13 protein-coding genes and 1 pseudogene are annotated in these 14,695 nt (G+C 68.4%); 8 read left to right on the forward strand and 6 right to left on the reverse strand.

Annotation, left to right across the window (positions count from 1 at the left end; translation table 11 throughout):
- Positions 1 to 141 precede the first annotated feature (141 nt).
- From DPV79_RS11090 to DPV79_RS11110, 5 genes are all read left to right on the forward strand, one after another.
- Positions 142 to 1,038: an IclR family transcriptional regulator gene (locus DPV79_RS11090; protein ID WP_021158743.1), complete on the forward strand. Its 897-nt coding sequence runs from the start codon at positions 142 to 144 to the stop codon at positions 1,036 to 1,038.
- 305 nt (positions 1,039 to 1,343) lie between these two features.
- Positions 1,344 to 2,471: a porin gene (locus DPV79_RS11095; protein ID WP_120760941.1), complete on the forward strand. Its 1,128-nt coding sequence runs from the start codon at positions 1,344 to 1,346 to the stop codon at positions 2,469 to 2,471.
- 39 nt (positions 2,472 to 2,510) lie between these two features.
- The gene (locus DPV79_RS11100) at positions 2,511 to 2,723 is read left to right on the forward strand and encodes a DUF3311 domain-containing protein (protein ID WP_021158745.1); all 213 of its coding nucleotides are present in this window, start codon (positions 2,511 to 2,513) and stop codon (positions 2,721 to 2,723) included.
- Complete coding sequence (locus DPV79_RS11105) at positions 2,720 to 4,198, forward strand: sodium:solute symporter family protein (RefSeq protein ID WP_113045439.1); 1,479 nt, start codon at positions 2,720 to 2,722, stop codon at positions 4,196 to 4,198. Before DPV79_RS11100 ends, DPV79_RS11105 begins: the two co-directional genes overlap by 4 nt.
- A gap of 113 nt (positions 4,199 to 4,311) precedes the next feature.
- Positions 4,312 to 5,796 (forward strand): amidohydrolase family protein, encoded by a 1,485-nt coding sequence (locus tag DPV79_RS11110; protein ID WP_113045440.1) that lies wholly within the window; start codon positions 4,312 to 4,314, stop codon positions 5,794 to 5,796.
- A 134-nt stretch (positions 5,797 to 5,930) separates the two neighbouring features.
- Here DPV79_RS11110 and DPV79_RS11115 read toward each other — a convergent pair whose 3' ends face one another.
- The gene (locus DPV79_RS11115) at positions 5,931 to 6,518 is read right to left on the reverse strand and encodes a GNAT family N-acetyltransferase (protein WP_244321735.1); all 588 of its coding nucleotides are present in this window, start codon (positions 6,516 to 6,518) and stop codon (positions 5,931 to 5,933) included.
- A 114-nt stretch (positions 6,519 to 6,632) separates the two neighbouring features.
- Here DPV79_RS11115 and DPV79_RS11120 point away from each other — a divergent pair, with 114 nt between their 5' ends.
- Positions 6,633 to 7,016: a hypothetical protein gene (locus DPV79_RS11120; protein WP_048020274.1), complete on the forward strand. Its 384-nt coding sequence runs from the start codon at positions 6,633 to 6,635 to the stop codon at positions 7,014 to 7,016.
- A 78-nt stretch (positions 7,017 to 7,094) separates the two neighbouring features.
- Here DPV79_RS11120 and DPV79_RS11125 read toward each other — a convergent pair whose 3' ends face one another.
- The 3 genes from DPV79_RS11125 to DPV79_RS11135 all read right to left on the reverse strand — a co-directional run bounded on the left by DPV79_RS11125 (position 7,095) and on the right by DPV79_RS11135 (position 10,376).
- Complete coding sequence (locus tag DPV79_RS11125) at positions 7,095 to 7,865, reverse strand: ABC transporter substrate-binding protein (RefSeq protein WP_027790860.1); 771 nt, start codon at positions 7,863 to 7,865, stop codon at positions 7,095 to 7,097.
- Between the two features lie 144 nt (positions 7,866 to 8,009).
- On the reverse strand, positions 8,010 to 9,239 hold the full coding sequence (locus DPV79_RS11130) for a cyanate transporter (RefSeq protein WP_113045442.1): 1,230 nt from the start codon (positions 9,237 to 9,239) through the stop codon (positions 8,010 to 8,012).
- Between the two features lie 285 nt (positions 9,240 to 9,524).
- Positions 9,525 to 10,376 (reverse strand): helix-turn-helix transcriptional regulator, encoded by an 852-nt coding sequence (locus DPV79_RS11135; protein WP_113045443.1) that lies wholly within the window; start codon positions 10,374 to 10,376, stop codon positions 9,525 to 9,527.
- A gap of 95 nt (positions 10,377 to 10,471) precedes the next feature.
- Here DPV79_RS11135 and DPV79_RS11140 point away from each other — a divergent pair.
- A pseudogene (locus tag DPV79_RS11140) lies at positions 10,472 to 11,350 on the forward strand (SDR family oxidoreductase); the annotation flags it as partial.
- Positions 11,351 to 11,521: 171 nt separating this feature from the next.
- Here the strand turns inward: DPV79_RS11140 and DPV79_RS11145 are convergent.
- Positions 11,522 to 12,901 carry an FAD-containing oxidoreductase gene (locus tag DPV79_RS11145; protein ID WP_113045444.1) on the reverse strand — a complete coding sequence of 460 codons (1,380 nt, stop codon included), beginning with the start codon at positions 12,899 to 12,901 and terminating at the stop codon, positions 11,522 to 11,524.
- A 217-nt stretch (positions 12,902 to 13,118) separates the two neighbouring features.
- Entirely contained in the window at positions 13,119 to 13,697 is a 579-nt protein-coding gene (locus DPV79_RS11150) for a hypothetical protein (RefSeq protein WP_059494682.1), read from the reverse strand.
- A gap of 280 nt (positions 13,698 to 13,977) precedes the next feature.
- Here DPV79_RS11150 and DPV79_RS11155 point away from each other — a divergent pair, with 280 nt between their 5' ends.
- A complete protein-coding gene (locus tag DPV79_RS11155; RefSeq protein WP_021163579.1) occupies positions 13,978 to 14,616 on the forward strand; it encodes a LysE family translocator in 639 nt (212 codons plus the stop codon).
- Positions 14,617 to 14,695: the final 79 nt, after the last annotated feature.

Here is a 14,695-nt window from a genome sequence, read left to right on the forward strand (position 1 = left end):
ATCGTTCCGCTGGGTGGCGCGTGGCAATGCCGCGAAATGCACGCGTCAATCCCGTGCACACCCGGATGCCCGCGGAATTTCGGCGGGACGACAATGGCGGTTCACGTATTCCGTTCAATGAAATCATCGAGGAGAGCCGGCATGCAGGAACCCCATTCGACCGGAACGTCGCCGGCCGCACGCGCGCCGCGCCCGGACGAGGACGCCGTCGATGCGCCCGATGCGGCCGGCGCACCGGGCACCGGCATGCTGCAGCGCGCGTTCGCGATCCTGCGCGCGCTGGCCGGCATGCAGCAGGACGGCGTGCGCGTCACGCATCTGGCAAAGGCCGTCGGCCTCACGCAGGGCACCGCGCACCGGATCCTGCAATCGCTGATCGCGGAAGGGATGGTCGAACAGGACGAGCAGTCGAAGCTGTACCGCCTGAGTGTCGATTTCTTCGCGCTCGCCGCGCAGGCCGGCAACCCGAGCAGCATGCGCACGTTGTGCCGTCCCGCGCTGCTGAGGCTGTGCGCCAGCCTCGGCGAGACCATCTTCCTGCTGGTGAAGAGCGGCTTCGACGCCGTGTGTCTCGACCTGTGCGAGGGGCCGTTTCCGATCCGCTCGTTTACCGGCGACATCGGCGGCCGCATCGCGCTCGGTGTCGGACAGGGCAGCCTTGCGATCCTCGCGTTCCTGCCGGAAGCCGAACGCGAGGAAGTGATCCGTTTCAACGTGCCGCGCATTCGCGGCTACGGCGTGCTCGACGAGGTGTACCTGCGTACCGAGATCGAACGCGTGCGGCAGCTCGGCTACGCGGGCCGCAACAGCGGCGTGCTCGACGGGATGGCCGGTGTCGCGGTGCCGATCCTCGATCGCACCGGTTATCCGGTCGGCGCGTTGAGCGTCGGCACGCTCGCGTCACGCCTCGGTGACGACCGGATGCCGATGGTCGTCGAACTGCTGCGGCGCCAGGCCGACGCGATCGGGCCACGTACCAATCCGTTCGACGCCGCGTTGCGGCGGCCGATGCACGGGTTATCAGGGAAAACCGTATAGCCGCCTCACGCGTCGCCGTTTCGTCAGCTTGCTTACGCAAGCCATTCACGTCCGATCAAAACGCACCGCGTCCAGCGGGCCTGCGTGCTTTCGTTTCCCTTGCGGGGCCGCGTGACCCCCGCTCATTTCCCCTCCATCGCCTCTCATTCGATTTTCAACTGCCGGCCAGTTGAACATTTCATTTCTTGATGTGATTGCGGCTGGATACCATCCAGCGACTGTCTATACAACCCGGTCGGCGCGTGTGGGCAGGATCAAAAAAACACAACACATCGATGAACAGGTTTGGAGAGGAGAAGACGGAGATGGTGCGAATGAAGGGTGGGAAGACGGGCGCCGCGTGCATGAGCGCGGCCATGGCGATGGTGTTCGCCGGCGCCGCGCACGCGCAGTCGACGGTGACGCTGTACGGGATCGTCGACGCGGGCGTGACCTACACGAACAACGCGAAGGGCCATTCGCTGTGGCAGTTCACGGGCGGCAACGAATCGGGGCCGCGCTGGGGCTTGATCGGCTCCGAGGATCTCGGCGGCGGCCTGAAGGCGAACTTCCGCCTCGAGAACGGCTTCAACGTCGCGAACGGCGCGCTCGGGCAGGGCGGCCGGATGTTCGGGCGTTCGGCGTGGGTCGGCCTGAGCGGCGCGAACTGGGGCGCGGTGACGCTCGGCCGCCAGTACAACTCGACGCAGGACATCCTCGGTTCGCTGCAGATGAGCAGCTTCCTCGCGCAGTACTCGACGCACCCGTTCGACAACGACGACATCAACAACACGTTCCGTCTCAACAACGCGGTGAAGTACGTGTCGCCGACGATCGCGGGCCTGCAGGCGAACCTCGTGTACGGCTTCTCGAACTCGACCGGCTTCGCGAACGACAACAGCTGGAGCGCGGGCGTCACGTACGTGAACGGGCCGCTCAACGCGGGCGCCGCGTATGCGCGCGTGAACCATCCGGCGGTCAGCACGAGCGGCGCAGTTGCTTCGGACAACTACTATCCGTCGTCGGCATCGGTGTTCGGTGCGAGCCTCGGGAGCGCGATCCGCCAGCAGATCTGGGGTGCGGGCGGCAGCTACGCGATCGGGCAGGCAACGCTCGGCCTGCTGTACACGGGCTCGAACTTCGGCCAGGCGACGGGCGGCGCGCTGCGTTTCAACAACTACGAAGGCAGCCTGCGCTACATGGTCACGCCCGCGCTGATGGCGGCGGCCGGCTACACCTATACGCAGGTCGCGCGCGCCAGCGAAAGCGGCCATTACCACCAGGTATCGGCCGGCGTGCAATACCTGTTGTCCAAGCGCACCGACGTGTACGTGAACGGCTTCTACCAGAAGGCGTCGTCGGGTGTCGGCCACGCATGGATCGACGGCACCGACAGCGCATCGACGACGACGTCGCAGGTGGCGGTGGTGGTCGGCATCCGCCAGAAGTTCTGATGTTCTGACGCACACGCGCGTCTTCCGGAGGAGGCACTCATGAAACTGAAACTGTTGCTGGCGGCGTTGCCGTTCGTCGGGATGTATACGGGCGGCTCGCTTGCCGACGCGCGTCCGCTGCTGTTCGGGCTGCCGTTCCTGCTCGTCTGGAACCTGGTCTGGATGGCGGCCACGGCCGCGATTCTCGCGATCCTGTTCCATCTCGACGAGCGCGACGCGGCCCGCGCCGGCCGTTCGGGAGACGCGCGATGAACGCGTCGATCGTCATCATCGCGGCGTTCGCCGTGTTCGCGCTCGCCATCGGCGTGATGGCGCGCCGCGGCCGCAAGCTCACGCTCGAGCAGTGGGCGGTCGGCGGGCGCGGCTTCGGCTCGTTGCTCACGTTCCTGCTGATGGCCGGCGAGGCGTTCTCGACGTTCTCGTTCCTCGGCGCGAGCGGCTGGACCTACAGCAAGGGCGTGCCCGCGTTCTACATCCTGTCGTACGGCTGCCTCGCGTTCGTGATCGGCTACTGGATGCTGCCGGCGATCTGGCGTTACGCGAAGGCGCGCGGGCTCGTGTCGTTCGCCGACTACTTCGCGTCGAAGTACGACAGCCGCGCGATCGGCGTGCTGGTGTCGATCGTCGCGGTGTTCGCGATGGTGTCGCTGCTGATGATCCAGTTGCGCGGGCTCGGCGTGATCGTGTCGGAGATGTCATATGGGCTGATTCCGCAGGCGGCCGCGATCTGGATCGCCGCGACGCTGATGGCCGTGTACATGGTCGTGTCGGGCATCCACGGCTCGGCGAGCATCGCGATCTTCAAGGACGTGCTGATCCTCGCGATCGCGATCTTCCTCGGCCTGTACCTGCCGATGCACTACTACGGCGGGCTCGGCAAGATGTTCGCGAAGATCGACGCCGCGCATCCCGAACTGCTGCGCATGCCGGAGCACGGCTTCAACCTGAGCTGGTACAACTCGACGATCCTGCTCACGTCGCTCGGCTACTACCTGTATCCGCACGGCTTCACCGCGATCTACGTCGCGAAGGACGAGCGCGCGCTGCGCCGCAACGTGATCCTGATGCCGCTGTACCAGGTGCTGATCGCGTTCCTGTTCCTCGTCGGCTTCGCGGCCGTGATGACCGTGCACGGGCTCGAAGGCGCGCAGACCGATCTCGCTTTGCTGCGGCTCGTGAAGCAGACGTTCCCTGCGTGGTTCGTCGGCATCGTCGGCGGCACGGGGCTGCTCACCGCACTGGTGCCGGGATCGCTGATCATGCTGAATGCATCGACGACGATCGCGCGCAACATCTACCGCGAAGGCTTCGCACCGAACGCGACCGACCGCGAGGTGACGCGCGTCGCGCGCATCGCGCTGCCGGTCTTCACGCTGGTGGTCGTCTACTTCGTGCTGCGCGGCGGCGCGACCTTCGTCACGCTCGCGATCTTCTCGTCGAGCCTGCTCACGCAGCTCGTGCCGATGCTCGCCTCGAGCTTCCTGAAGCGGCCGTTCGGCACGCGTGAAGGCGCGTTCGCGGGCATCGTCGCCGGCGCGATCGTGATCGCGATGACGAACTACTATGGCGTGACGCTCGCGTCGCTGTTCCCGGGCGCATCGAACACGCTGACGTCGATCAACCCGGGGCTCGTCGCGCTCGCGGTGAACGCGCTGGTGTTCGTCGTGATCAGCGCGGTGCAGCGCAAGCTGAAGGCGCGGGTCGCCGCGCCGGTCGGTTCGGCGTGACGGTTTTTCGAGCATGACGCCGTCGCCGGGCCGCCGGGGTTCCACCCGGCCGCTCGGCTGCTCGGCCACTGGATGGCAGCAAGACCCATCGAACCACAACAGGACACTGAACGATGACTACCGAGGACAAGCGAGGGGGCATGCGAGAGGACGACCGCGAAGCGATCGACACGCTGATCGCGAACGGCTGCGTGATCACGATGGACCCGCAGCGGCGCGTGATCGAGAACGGTGCGGTCGCAGTCAAGGGCGAGCGCATCGTCGCCGTGGGCGGCACCGACGAACTGCAGGCGCGTTACCGCGCCGCGCGCACGATCGATGCGCGCCGCAAGGCCGTGCTGCCCGGCCTGATCGATGCGCATGCGCACGCGGGCCACGCGATGCTGCGCACGATCGGCGGCGCGGACGGCGATGCGTGGTCGGCCGCGGCCGAGACGATCTACACGCGCGCGTCCGACGAGGCGTTCTGGGAGGCCGAATCGCATCTCGCCGCGCTCGAACGCCTGAAGGCCGGCGTGACGACCGGCGTATCGCTGCTCGGCGGCGGCAATTCGATCATGCGCGTCGACGATCCGGTCTACGCGCGGCGCCATTGCGACGCGGTCGTGCGCACCGGTACGCGCTCGATCGTCGCGGTCGGACCGTCGCGGCCGCCCGCGCCGCGTGCCTATACGCGCCACACGCCGGAGGGCAGCGACACGTGCGACATCGGTTTCGACACGATGTTCGACGTATGCGGGCGCATCGTCGACGAATGCCACGGCGATGCCGGCGGCCGGATCCGCATCGCGCTCACGCTGCCCGTGTACGGGCCCGAACACGATCCCGAGCTGGCGCGGTACGAGCACGACTTCCGCGACCAGGCCGCACGCTACGGCGCGCTCGCACGCGAGCGCGGGCTGACGTTCACGCAGGACGGCCACCGCGCGGGCACGCTCGCGTTCGCGCATCGCGAGCTCGGCTTGCTCGGCCCGACGTCGTTCATGTCGCACAGCATCGACCTGACCGACGACGACATCGCGGCGTGCGTCGAGACGGGCACCGCGATCGTCCACAACCCGAGCGCGATCATGTCGATCATCGGGCGCTGCCCGGTGCCCGAGCTGATCGATGCGGGCGTGACGGTGGCGATCGCGTCGGACGGTGCGGCGCCCGATCGCGGCTACGACATGTTCCGCCACATGTGGCAATGCATGCATTACCACCGCCGGCATTTCCGCGACCCGGACGTGCTGCCGCACGGCAAGGTGCTGGAGATGGTGACGATCGACGCGGCGAAGGCGCTGTCGATCGATCACGAGGCCGGTTCGCTCGAAGCCGGCAAGCTCGCGGACATCATCCTCGTCGACCTGTTCCGGCCGCACATGATGCCGATGAACATGCCCGTGTATCGCGTGACGTGCTTCGCGAACGCGGCCGACGTGTGCATGACGATGGTGGGCGGAAGGGTGCTGATGGAGGATCGGCGCGTGTTGTCGGTCGACGAGAACGCGGTGCTCGAACGGGTGAATGAGGTCGCGGCAATCACGATCGAGCGCAGCGGGTTGCGTCATTTGCTCGACGAGCCGAAGACGCTGTGGGGGCGGAGCCGCTATTGAGCGGGCGGGTGGGCGTTGTCGTGCGGTGGCGGGCCGGCGAGGCCGGCGTGTTCGTTCGGCAACGCCGCTGAATCGTTGGCAATGCCGTGGTTGGCTGCAGCGTGTCGATTGCCCGCGCGTTTTCGCCCACCGCCTCAGCGTCGATAGATGAATTCCAGATCGGTCGATTCCCCGACCTTGAAATCGTACGTACCGACACGCGTGAACCCTGCCTTCTCATAGAAGGCAATCGCCTTCGCGTTGCCGGACCACACGCCAAGCCATACCGGGCCGGGCCGTTCCGTTGCCAGATAGTCCAGTGCGGAGTCGAACAGGGCGCGCCCGGCGCCGGTTCCTTGCGTACCTCGCCGAAGGTAGATCTGATGGATCTCGCCCGAACCTTCCGCGACGTCCGGGTGCGGAAGCTTGCACGGCCCCGCGTGCGCATAGCCGACCAGCGCGCCGTCGTCGCTTTCAGCGACCCACGTGCGGCATTCGGGATCGTCGAGCTGGCCCGTGATCGTTTCTACCGAGTAGGTTCGGGCCTCGTACGCAGCCAGGTCGTTCGGCGGGTAGTCGATGCCGAATCCGTCCTGCAGAAAGGTTTCGCGAAACGTGTCGCGCTTCAATTCGGCAAGCGGGACGGCATCGGACAGGGTTGCAACGCGGATCAACATGAGGGATGGCTCGGTTCGTCGGTCGAGCCGACAGTTTATCCCGGGTGACGTCGGGCTCGCGAGCATCCGGCCGGCCCGGCTATCCGCATCACCCGCCCGGTGCCCATGTCGTTGACGAAGACGGTGGTTGTCCTTCGGCGGACATGCTAGGATTTTCCGCAAACAACTTCGGAGACTGCCATGCCGTTCATCTGCGAAAACGTTGAATGCCGCGCCGTGCTCGCACGCGGGCAGGTCAGACCCCATCAGGAGGACGCGGGGTGGTGCTTCTACTGCCCGGACTGCAAAGCCAGGAACGAGTTGATGTACGCCGACACGGCCGGCGGTGCGGTCGAACTGATTCAGCCGGAGCGCGCCAGTCCTCCGCACAAGGTGGTGGCGACGGCTCGACCGCTGGAGGATGGCAAGTACGCAGCGCAGTTGAGCGTTCAGCGGGCGCTTGCCGTGAAGGGTACGTATGGGGCCGAGGAACACTGGGATCAGCTCGGTGTGTTCGGCGACGCGCAGGAAGCCGTCGAGCATGCGAGGTCTTTCGCAACGGATTTGTTGCAGCGAGCGGCGTAGTCCATATCGTTCGGTCTACGAAGAAGAGGTGTGCGCATTCATGCGCGACGCCTCTTCGTGTTGTCCGCTGCGCGTCCGTCAGTTGTAGATATCGAACGAGAAGTACTTCTTCGCGATCCGCTGGTACGTCCCGTCCTGGATCAGGCTCGCAAGCGCCTGGTTGATCTGCGTACGCAGCGCGTCGTCATCCTTGCGCACGCCGATCGCCGAACCCACGCCGAGCGTCTTCGGGTCGTGCAGCGGCGGCCCCGCGAATTCGAAGTTCGCGCCCTTCGCGGTTTTCAGGAAACCGAGGTCGGCCTGCACCGACGATTGCAGCGATGCATCGAGCCGTCCCGACAGCAGGTCCTGGTAGACGAGATCCTGCGTCTGGTACGTGCGGACGATCACACCCTTCGGCTCCCAGTAGGTGCGCGCGTAAGTCTCCTGCGTCGAACCCTGCTCGACGCCGACGCTCTTGCCCCGCAGCGATTCGGGCGTCGGCTGCAGGTTCGAGCCGCGCCGCGCGACGAGCCGGGGCGGAACGTTGTTGATCTTGTCGGTGAATGCGATCTGCGCGAGGCGCTTCTCGGTCACGCTCATCGACGACAGCACGCCGTCGAACTTGCGCGCCTTCAGTGCCGGGATCATCCCGTCGAACGCGTTCTCGACCCACACGCAGCGCACCTTCATCCGTTCGCAAATCGCATTGCCGAGATCGATGTCGAAACCGACGAGCTTGCCGTCGGGCGCGAGCGATTCGAACGGCGCATAACTGGGGTCGACGCCGAGGCGCAGGACTGCCGGGTCCTTCGCGGCGGCGGCGCCTGCCGTCAGCGCGAGCGCAATGGCGAGAACGAGCTTTTTCATGGTTGTCTCCAATACCGGTCGATGTTGTATGTGGTGAAGCGAACTGGCGGCCGACAGGCGTGACTGCCCGCGCCCGGCCACGCGCGGGCGGCTGGACGCTTCGCCGGAAGCGGCCGGCGAAGCGTCCGGATTCGAAAGGGGGCGTTAGCGGGCGGCGCCGGTGATGCGCGCCATGCCGTGCCGGTAGCCGGCGGGCGAGAACACGGCGTTCAGCGCGGCCATCGCGGCGATCACGCCGAGATGCATCCACCAGGCGGTCGCGAAGCCGCCGCCCGCGTCGCGCAGCCAGCCGATCAGCCAGGGGCTCGCCGCGACGGTCAGGAAGCCGATGCCCTGCACGAATGCGGCGAGCGCGCCCGCGAGCCGCGCATCGGGCAGGTGGTCGAGCGTGACGATCAGGCTCATCGAGAAGAAACCGCCGAGACCGAGGCCGACGCATGCGACCCAGAACCAGGGCGCGAACGCGGGCAGCGTCGCGAACCCGGCGAAGCCGGCCGCCTGCAGCGCGAGCGTGAGCCACAGCACGGCGCGGCGGTCGGGCGAACCTTTGGCGAGCAGCGGCATCGCGAGCGCGCCGGTCGCCTGGAACAGCGCCATCCACGCGAGCAGGTTGCCGCTCGCTTGCGGGCTCATGCCGATGCCGCGGTAGAACGCGGGCAGCCATGCGACGAGGCTGGCGTAGCCGCTGTTGCTGAGCCCGAAGAACAGCGCGAGCTGCCACGCGCGCGGAATGCGGGCGAACGCGCTGAGCGGCGCTGTCGCGGCCGTCGCGTGCACGGCGTCGCGCGGTGCCTTCGCGCGCCACAGCGCGAGCGTGACGAGCGCGGGCACGGCCCACACGGCGAGCGCGAGATGCCAGCCGCCGTGCGCGGCGAGCCACGGGCTCGCGACCGCGCCGAAGGCGCCGCCGCCAACCAGCGCGGCCGAATAGAGGCCCATCGCGAGCGGCAGCCGGCCGGCGAACCAGCGCTTCGCGAGGCCGGGCACGAGCGCCTGGATCACGGCGACGCCGGCGCCCGCGACGATGGCGGTCGCGATCAGGCCGGCGCTGCCGCCCGTCCACAGGCGCGCGGTGCAGCCCGCCGCGATCAGCGCCAGCGCGACGGTCAGCGCACGCTGCTCGCCGACGCGTCGCGCGAGCCCGACACCGACTCCGGCGACGACTCCCATCAGCACGAACGGAAGCGTGGTCAGCAGCGCGGCCGCGCGAAAGCCGAGGCCGGTGTCGGCGCGCACGACGTCGAGCACGGGGCCGAACGCGGTCAGGAACGGACGCAGGTTGAGGCCGGCCAGCACCAGCAGCACGAGCGCGCCATGGGACACGGAAGCCGCATGCGGGCGGCGGACAGCTTGCGCGGTGCCGGGGTCGGACATCGGGATGCTCCAGGGAGGGGCCGGTGGCCCTGTGATGCGATGCCGAAAGGGTAAGCGCGTGTTACGCCAGTTGAAAATTAAATATTCGACTGGGAATCAGTGCGGAATGCGATGGCCACGCGTAGTGAGCTTGCCGTCGGTCATCGAGGCTCGATCGGCTTTGGCGTTAGCGGTGTTGCCCGTCAGAACGCGGGATCGCTGCCCCGGGGCTGGCAATCGACGCGCCGATAGTGACGGCGCGTCGCACAATCAAGGAGATTCGTCGTTTATCGAAGAGGGCGATTGTTACGCGAATCGCTGAATTTCGTATTTCTCGCGGGCCGCGACAAGCGCCCGAATGCGCGCGCGATCGTCCGCCGTCTCCGGCGTAAAGATCACGAGCGTCTGGTCGGGCCGGCCGCTCACGGCGAACGCCGCGTATTCGAGCGCGATTCGCCCGACGGCGGGATGGTGGATCTCCTTGGTCCCTTCCTCGTGCGAGCGAATATCGTGGTCGCGCCACAGCGCGTCGAACTCGGCGCTCGTCGCGCGCATCTCGTCCACGAATGCCTGCACGGCCTGCGTTGCGCCGCCGCGCGCGACGTCGGCGCGAAACGCGCCCACCGCGAACTGCGCGACGCGTGCCCAATTCGCCTGCACGCCGCGCACGTGCGGATCGACGAAGATGAGCCGCAGGATGTTGCGCCGTTCCGGCGATAGCGTCGCGTAGTCGGTCAGCGTCGCGGCCGCCGCGTTGTTCCACGCGATGACGTCCCACGTCGCCGAGCGCACGATCGCGGGGCTCGCGTCGAGCGAATCGAGCACGTGCTGCACGCGCGGCGACACGTGGTCGGTCGCGTGATAGCGCACCTCCGGCGGATGGCCGACACCGATCAGGAACAGGTGCTCGCGTTCGGCGTCGTTCAGCTGCAGCGCGCGGGCGAGCCGGTCGAGCACGTCGGCCGACGGTGCGCCGCCGCGCCCCTGTTCGAGCCACGTGTACCACGCGGCGCTCACGTGCGCGCGCTGCGCGACTTCCTCGCGTCGCAGGCCCGGCGTGCGGCGCCGCGTGGCCGCCAGCCCGAGCGCGGCCGGGTCGAGTTTCTCGCGGCGGTCCCGCAGGTACGCGCCGAGCAGGTTGTCGGGGGTGTCAGCCATATCCTGTTAGTTCGTTTACCGGTAAACCGTCACGACTTCACCGCGAGCGGCCGTCGACAGATAGTAAGCCTCCATGCCATCCGGAGGTACTGAACATGCGTGTCTTTGTTACTGGAGCGTCGGGATTCGTCGGCTCGGCCGTGGTTGCCGAACTCGTGGCCGCCGGGCACTCGGTGCTCGGTCTCGCGCGGTCCGACGCGGCCGCCGCGTCGGTTGCGGCGGCGGGTGCCGACGTCCATCGCGGGTCGCTGGAGGACCTCGACAGCCTCACGCGCGGCGCCGACGCCGCCGATGCGGTGATCCACACGGGATTCAATCACGACTTCTCGCGCTTCGCGCAGAACTGCGAACTCGACCGTCGCGCGATCGAGACGATCGGCGCGGCACTCGCGGGCTCGGCCCGGCCGCTGGTCGTCACGTCGGGCCTCGCGCTTGTCGCGCCCGGACGTGCGGCGACGGAAGACGATCCGCACGTGCCGGTGTCGTCGGTCTATCCGCGTGCGTCGGAAGCGGCCGCGGTCGCGCTGGAGGCGCGCGGCGTGCACGCATCGGTCGTGCGTCTGCCGCCGTCCGTGCACGGCGACGGCGATCACGCCTTCGTGCCGCGCCTGATCGCGTTCGCGAGGGAGAAGGGAGTGTCGGCCTTCGTCGGCGATGGCGGCAACCGCTGGCCTGCCGTGCACCGGCTCGATGCGGCGCGCGTGTACCGGCTCGCGGTCGAACGCGGCGCGGCCGGCGCGCGTTATCACGCGGTCGACGATACGGGCGTGCCGTTCCGCGACATCGCGGAGGTGATCGGCCGGCGGCTCGACGTGCCGGTCGTCGCGAAAACGGCGGCCGAAGCCGGCGAGCACTTCGGCTGGTTCGCGATGTTCGCGGGGATGGATGCGCCGGCAACGAGCGAGCGCACGCGCGCATCGCTCGGCTGGGCACCGACGCAGCCGGGGCTGCTGGCCGATATCGACCGGCCGCGCGACACCCTTCAGGCCGCGACGACGATCTTCCCGGCCTGCGCGCCGGCTTCCCCGTATCGATGCGCGTGCACGATGTCGTCGAACGCGAACGCGAACGCGAACGCGAACACGAACACGAACGTGCGATCGATCAGCGGCTTCAGCGTGCGCGGCCGCTCGCCGGGTCGCGCGTCATTCGACCGGATGCAGGTCCTGGAGCAGCGTCGGCACGAGCTCCGACACGGTCGGATGGATGTGCATCGCGCGGCTGATCGTCGTGTACGGCGCGCCCGCGGCCATCACGTCGAGCATCCCGTGCACGACTTCATCGCCCGTCACGCCGAGGATCGTCGCGCCGAGGATCGCATGGCTGTCCGCGTCGACGATCACCTTCATGAACCCGAGGCTTTCGCCTTTTTCCACCGCGCGGCCGACGCGGGTCATCGGGCGCGTGCCGACGAGCAGCCGGCGGCCGGTCTGCTTCGCTTCCGCGAGCGTCATGCCGACGCGGCCGAGCGGCGGATCGACATACATCGCGTACGCCGTGATGCGGTCGGACACCTTGCGCGGATCGTTATCGAGCAGGTTGGCCGCGACGATCTCGTAGTCGTTGTATGCGGTATGCGTGAACGCGCCGCGCCCGTTGCAGTCGCCGAGCGCCCAGATGCCGGGGACGTTCGTGCGCAACTGCTCGTCGACCTCGATATAACCGCGCGCATCGGTCGCGACACCCGCCCGGTCGAGCCCGAGATCGTCGGTATTCGGCACGCGTCCGACCGCGAGCAGCAGGTGCGAGCCCGCGACCTCGCGGCCGCCGCCCGCGCAGTCGAGGCCGACCGCGATGCCGTCGCCGTCGCGCCGCGCGCTCAGGCAGGTCGCATCGAGCTGCACGTCGATCCCTTCGCCTTCGAGGATCTCGCGCACGGCCTGCGACACGTCCTCGTCCTCGCGGCGGATCAGGCGGGGGCCCTTCTCGACGATCGTGACCCGCGACCCGAAGCGGCGATACATCTGGCCGAATTCGAGCCCGACGTAGCTTCCGCCGACGATCACGAGGTGCGCGGGCAGGAAGTCGACGTCCATCATCGTCGAGTTGGTCAGGTACGGCACCGTGTCGAGGCCGGGCATCGCGGGCACCTGCGCGCGCCCGCCTACGTTGATGAAGATGCGTTCCGCCTCGAGCAGCGCGTCGCCCACGCGCACCGCATCGGCGCGCTCGAAGCGGGCGTGACCCTGAAACACGGTGGTGTTCGCGAGCCCGCGCACCCATTGCTCGACGCCGTGGTTCGAGCGGCCGGAGATCTGGTCCTTGCGTGCCTTCACGGCTTTCATGTCGACGGTGACGGGGCCGCCGACCGACACGCCGTATTCGCCGGCCCGCCGCGCGAGGTGCGCGGCGTACGCGCTCGCGATCAGCGTCTTGGTCGGGATGCAGCCGGTGTTCACGCAGGTGCCGCCGAAGCGGCCGCGCTCGATGATCGCGACCTTCATTCCGGCGGCGGACAGCCGCGCGGCGAGTGGCGGCCCGGCTTGCCCGGTGCCGATGACGATCGCGTCGAAGTGTTGCGTCATGACGTCCTCCTGTGCGGGGGCAGCGAGGGAACGCGTGCGGGCGAGCCGCGTGCGAGGCCGGCGCACGGTCGCGCGACGGCGAGCGCCTATGGTAGTCCTGTTGGCGTGCGCTCGCGAGCGCCGGCGGGGCGGAGGCGGCGACGTGTGCCCGGGCCCGGCCGTGCCCGCGCCGGCCGGTGTGCGATGCAAGCGGTCGCGACGCGTTGCGCCGGCCGCGTCAGTCCTTGCGCTGCCACTGACCGAACGACACCGGCCGGTGCGCGTCGGCGCGCGTGACGGTCACGTGATCGGGCTGGTCGTCGAGCGGAAACGATTCGGTGACGATCCGGTTCGAAAACACCCAGCCATGCGTGTGCGGGTCGTAGCGGAACGTCACGTAGTCGGTCCAGTGCTGTCCGCACGCGACGAAGTTCTGCACGGTGAAATAGCGGCCCTTCACCGCGAAGCCGTTGTCGGCGGCATCGTCGGGATCGAACGGATCGCACTGGCCGCCTTCGTTCGCGCGCAGCACGACCTGGTCGTTGCGCGCGGCGAGCCGGAATGCGTGGTCGGCCTGCTCCTCGAAGATCAGCAGCGGGCGCGGCGACGGCTGCTCGCGCGTATCGACCGCCCGGTGCACGACGACGAGGAAGCTGTGCCGTCCGTTGTCGAGATCCGGCCCGGCTTGCGCGAGCAGCGGCTGGTAGCCGGCCGGCAGCTGCGCGGCGATCGACTTCGGCAGGTCGGCCGCGCGGGCGTCGAGCGAAAGCACGGCGAGCAGCGAGGCGAGCACGATGGGCAGGTGGAAAACACGCATGACGGGGTGTCCGGTCGAAAAGAGAGAGGGTGGCCGATCGCGCGGGGCGACCAATCCCGCCCGGGAAACGCGGTGCCCGGCACCGGATGGAGCGCGACGGGCGGCGCGGATCTCGATCATGGCGGGCGGCGCGAAAGGCGCGACTGGCGGGAAAGAGGGCCAGCATAGCAGCGCCACGCGGCTTTCGGCCATGTGCAAAGCGTGCCAGAATCGGCGGCTCGACCGTCGAACACGACACGCAGGCGCCGGCGCTTCGGCGTCGCTTACCAAGGAGACTTCGATGACCGCATCGGCTGCCGTTCTCGCCATCCTGGCTGCGCTGTTTCTCGGCGCGATGATTCCGGGCCCGAGCTTCGTGCTGGTTGCCCGCAATGCGATCGGGCTGTCGCGCCGCGACGGGCTGGCCACCGCGCTCGGCATGGGCATCGGCGGCATCGTGTTCGGCGGCGTCGCGCTGGCCGGGCTCTATACGCTGCTGCAGGCCGTCGAATGGCTGTACGTGGGCCTCAAGGTGGCGGGCGGCGCGTACCTGATCTATATGGCGTCGAAGATCTGGCGCGGCGCCGACCGGCCGATCGCGATGGACGATCCGCGGGCGATGGGCGGCGGCAGCGCGCGCAAGTCGTTCTGGACGGGCCTCACGACCCAGCTCAGCAACCCGAAGACGGCGATCTGGTACGGCAGCATCTTCGCGGCGCTGCTCCCGCAGCATCCGCCGCTGTGGTGCTATCTGGCGCTGCCGCCGCTCGTGTTCGGCGTCGAGTTCGGCTGGTACACGATCGTCGCGCTGTGCTTCTCCACGCGCCGGCCGCGCGAGCTCTACCTGCGCGCGAAGAAGTGGGTCGACCGCGTCGCGGCCGGTGCGATCACGCTGCTCGGGCTGCGGCTGATCCTGAACGCGCCGAAAGCGGGAATCTGAGCGCTTCCATTCCTGATCTGCATCGCACGGCGGCCGGCCATTCCAGCGGCTGGCCGCCGGCGCGCGCCGCGCGGCGGCA

The sequence above is a fragment of the Burkholderia reimsis genome (assembly GCF_003294055.1).
Classification (GTDB): domain Bacteria; phylum Pseudomonadota; class Gammaproteobacteria; order Burkholderiales; family Burkholderiaceae; genus Burkholderia; species Burkholderia cepacia.

What these genes read in the sequence shown, in the direction of transcription:
- DPV79_RS11090 (WP_021158743.1), top strand. Translation starts at nt 142, where the DNA reads ATGCAGGAACCCCATTCGACCGGAACGTCGCCGGCCGCACGCGCGCCG.
- DPV79_RS11095 (WP_120760941.1), top strand. Translation starts at nt 1,344, where the DNA reads ATGGTGCGAATGAAGGGTGGGAAGACGGGCGCCGCGTGCATGAGCGCG.
- DPV79_RS11100 (WP_021158745.1), top strand. Translation starts at nt 2,511, where the DNA reads ATGAAACTGAAACTGTTGCTGGCGGCGTTGCCGTTCGTCGGGATGTAT.
- DPV79_RS11105 (WP_113045439.1), top strand. Translation starts at nt 2,720, where the DNA reads ATGAACGCGTCGATCGTCATCATCGCGGCGTTCGCCGTGTTCGCGCTC.
- DPV79_RS11110 (WP_113045440.1), top strand. Translation starts at nt 4,312, where the DNA reads ATGACTACCGAGGACAAGCGAGGGGGCATGCGAGAGGACGACCGCGAA.
- DPV79_RS11115 (WP_244321735.1), bottom strand. Translation starts at nt 6,518, where the DNA reads ATGCTCGCGAGCCCGACGTCACCCGGGATAAACTGTCGGCTCGACCGA.
- DPV79_RS11120 (WP_048020274.1), top strand. Translation starts at nt 6,633, where the DNA reads ATGCCGTTCATCTGCGAAAACGTTGAATGCCGCGCCGTGCTCGCACGC.
- DPV79_RS11125 (WP_027790860.1), bottom strand. Translation starts at nt 7,865, where the DNA reads ATGAAAAAGCTCGTTCTCGCCATTGCGCTCGCGCTGACGGCAGGCGCC.
- DPV79_RS11130 (WP_113045442.1), bottom strand. Translation starts at nt 9,239, where the DNA reads ATGTCCGACCCCGGCACCGCGCAAGCTGTCCGCCGCCCGCATGCGGCT.
- DPV79_RS11135 (WP_113045443.1), bottom strand. Translation starts at nt 10,376, where the DNA reads ATGGCTGACACCCCCGACAACCTGCTCGGCGCGTACCTGCGGGACCGC.
- DPV79_RS11145 (WP_113045444.1), bottom strand. Translation starts at nt 12,901, where the DNA reads ATGACGCAACACTTCGACGCGATCGTCATCGGCACCGGGCAAGCCGGG.
- DPV79_RS11150 (WP_059494682.1), bottom strand. Translation starts at nt 13,697, where the DNA reads ATGCGTGTTTTCCACCTGCCCATCGTGCTCGCCTCGCTGCTCGCCGTG.
- DPV79_RS11155 (WP_021163579.1), top strand. Translation starts at nt 13,978, where the DNA reads ATGACCGCATCGGCTGCCGTTCTCGCCATCCTGGCTGCGCTGTTTCTC.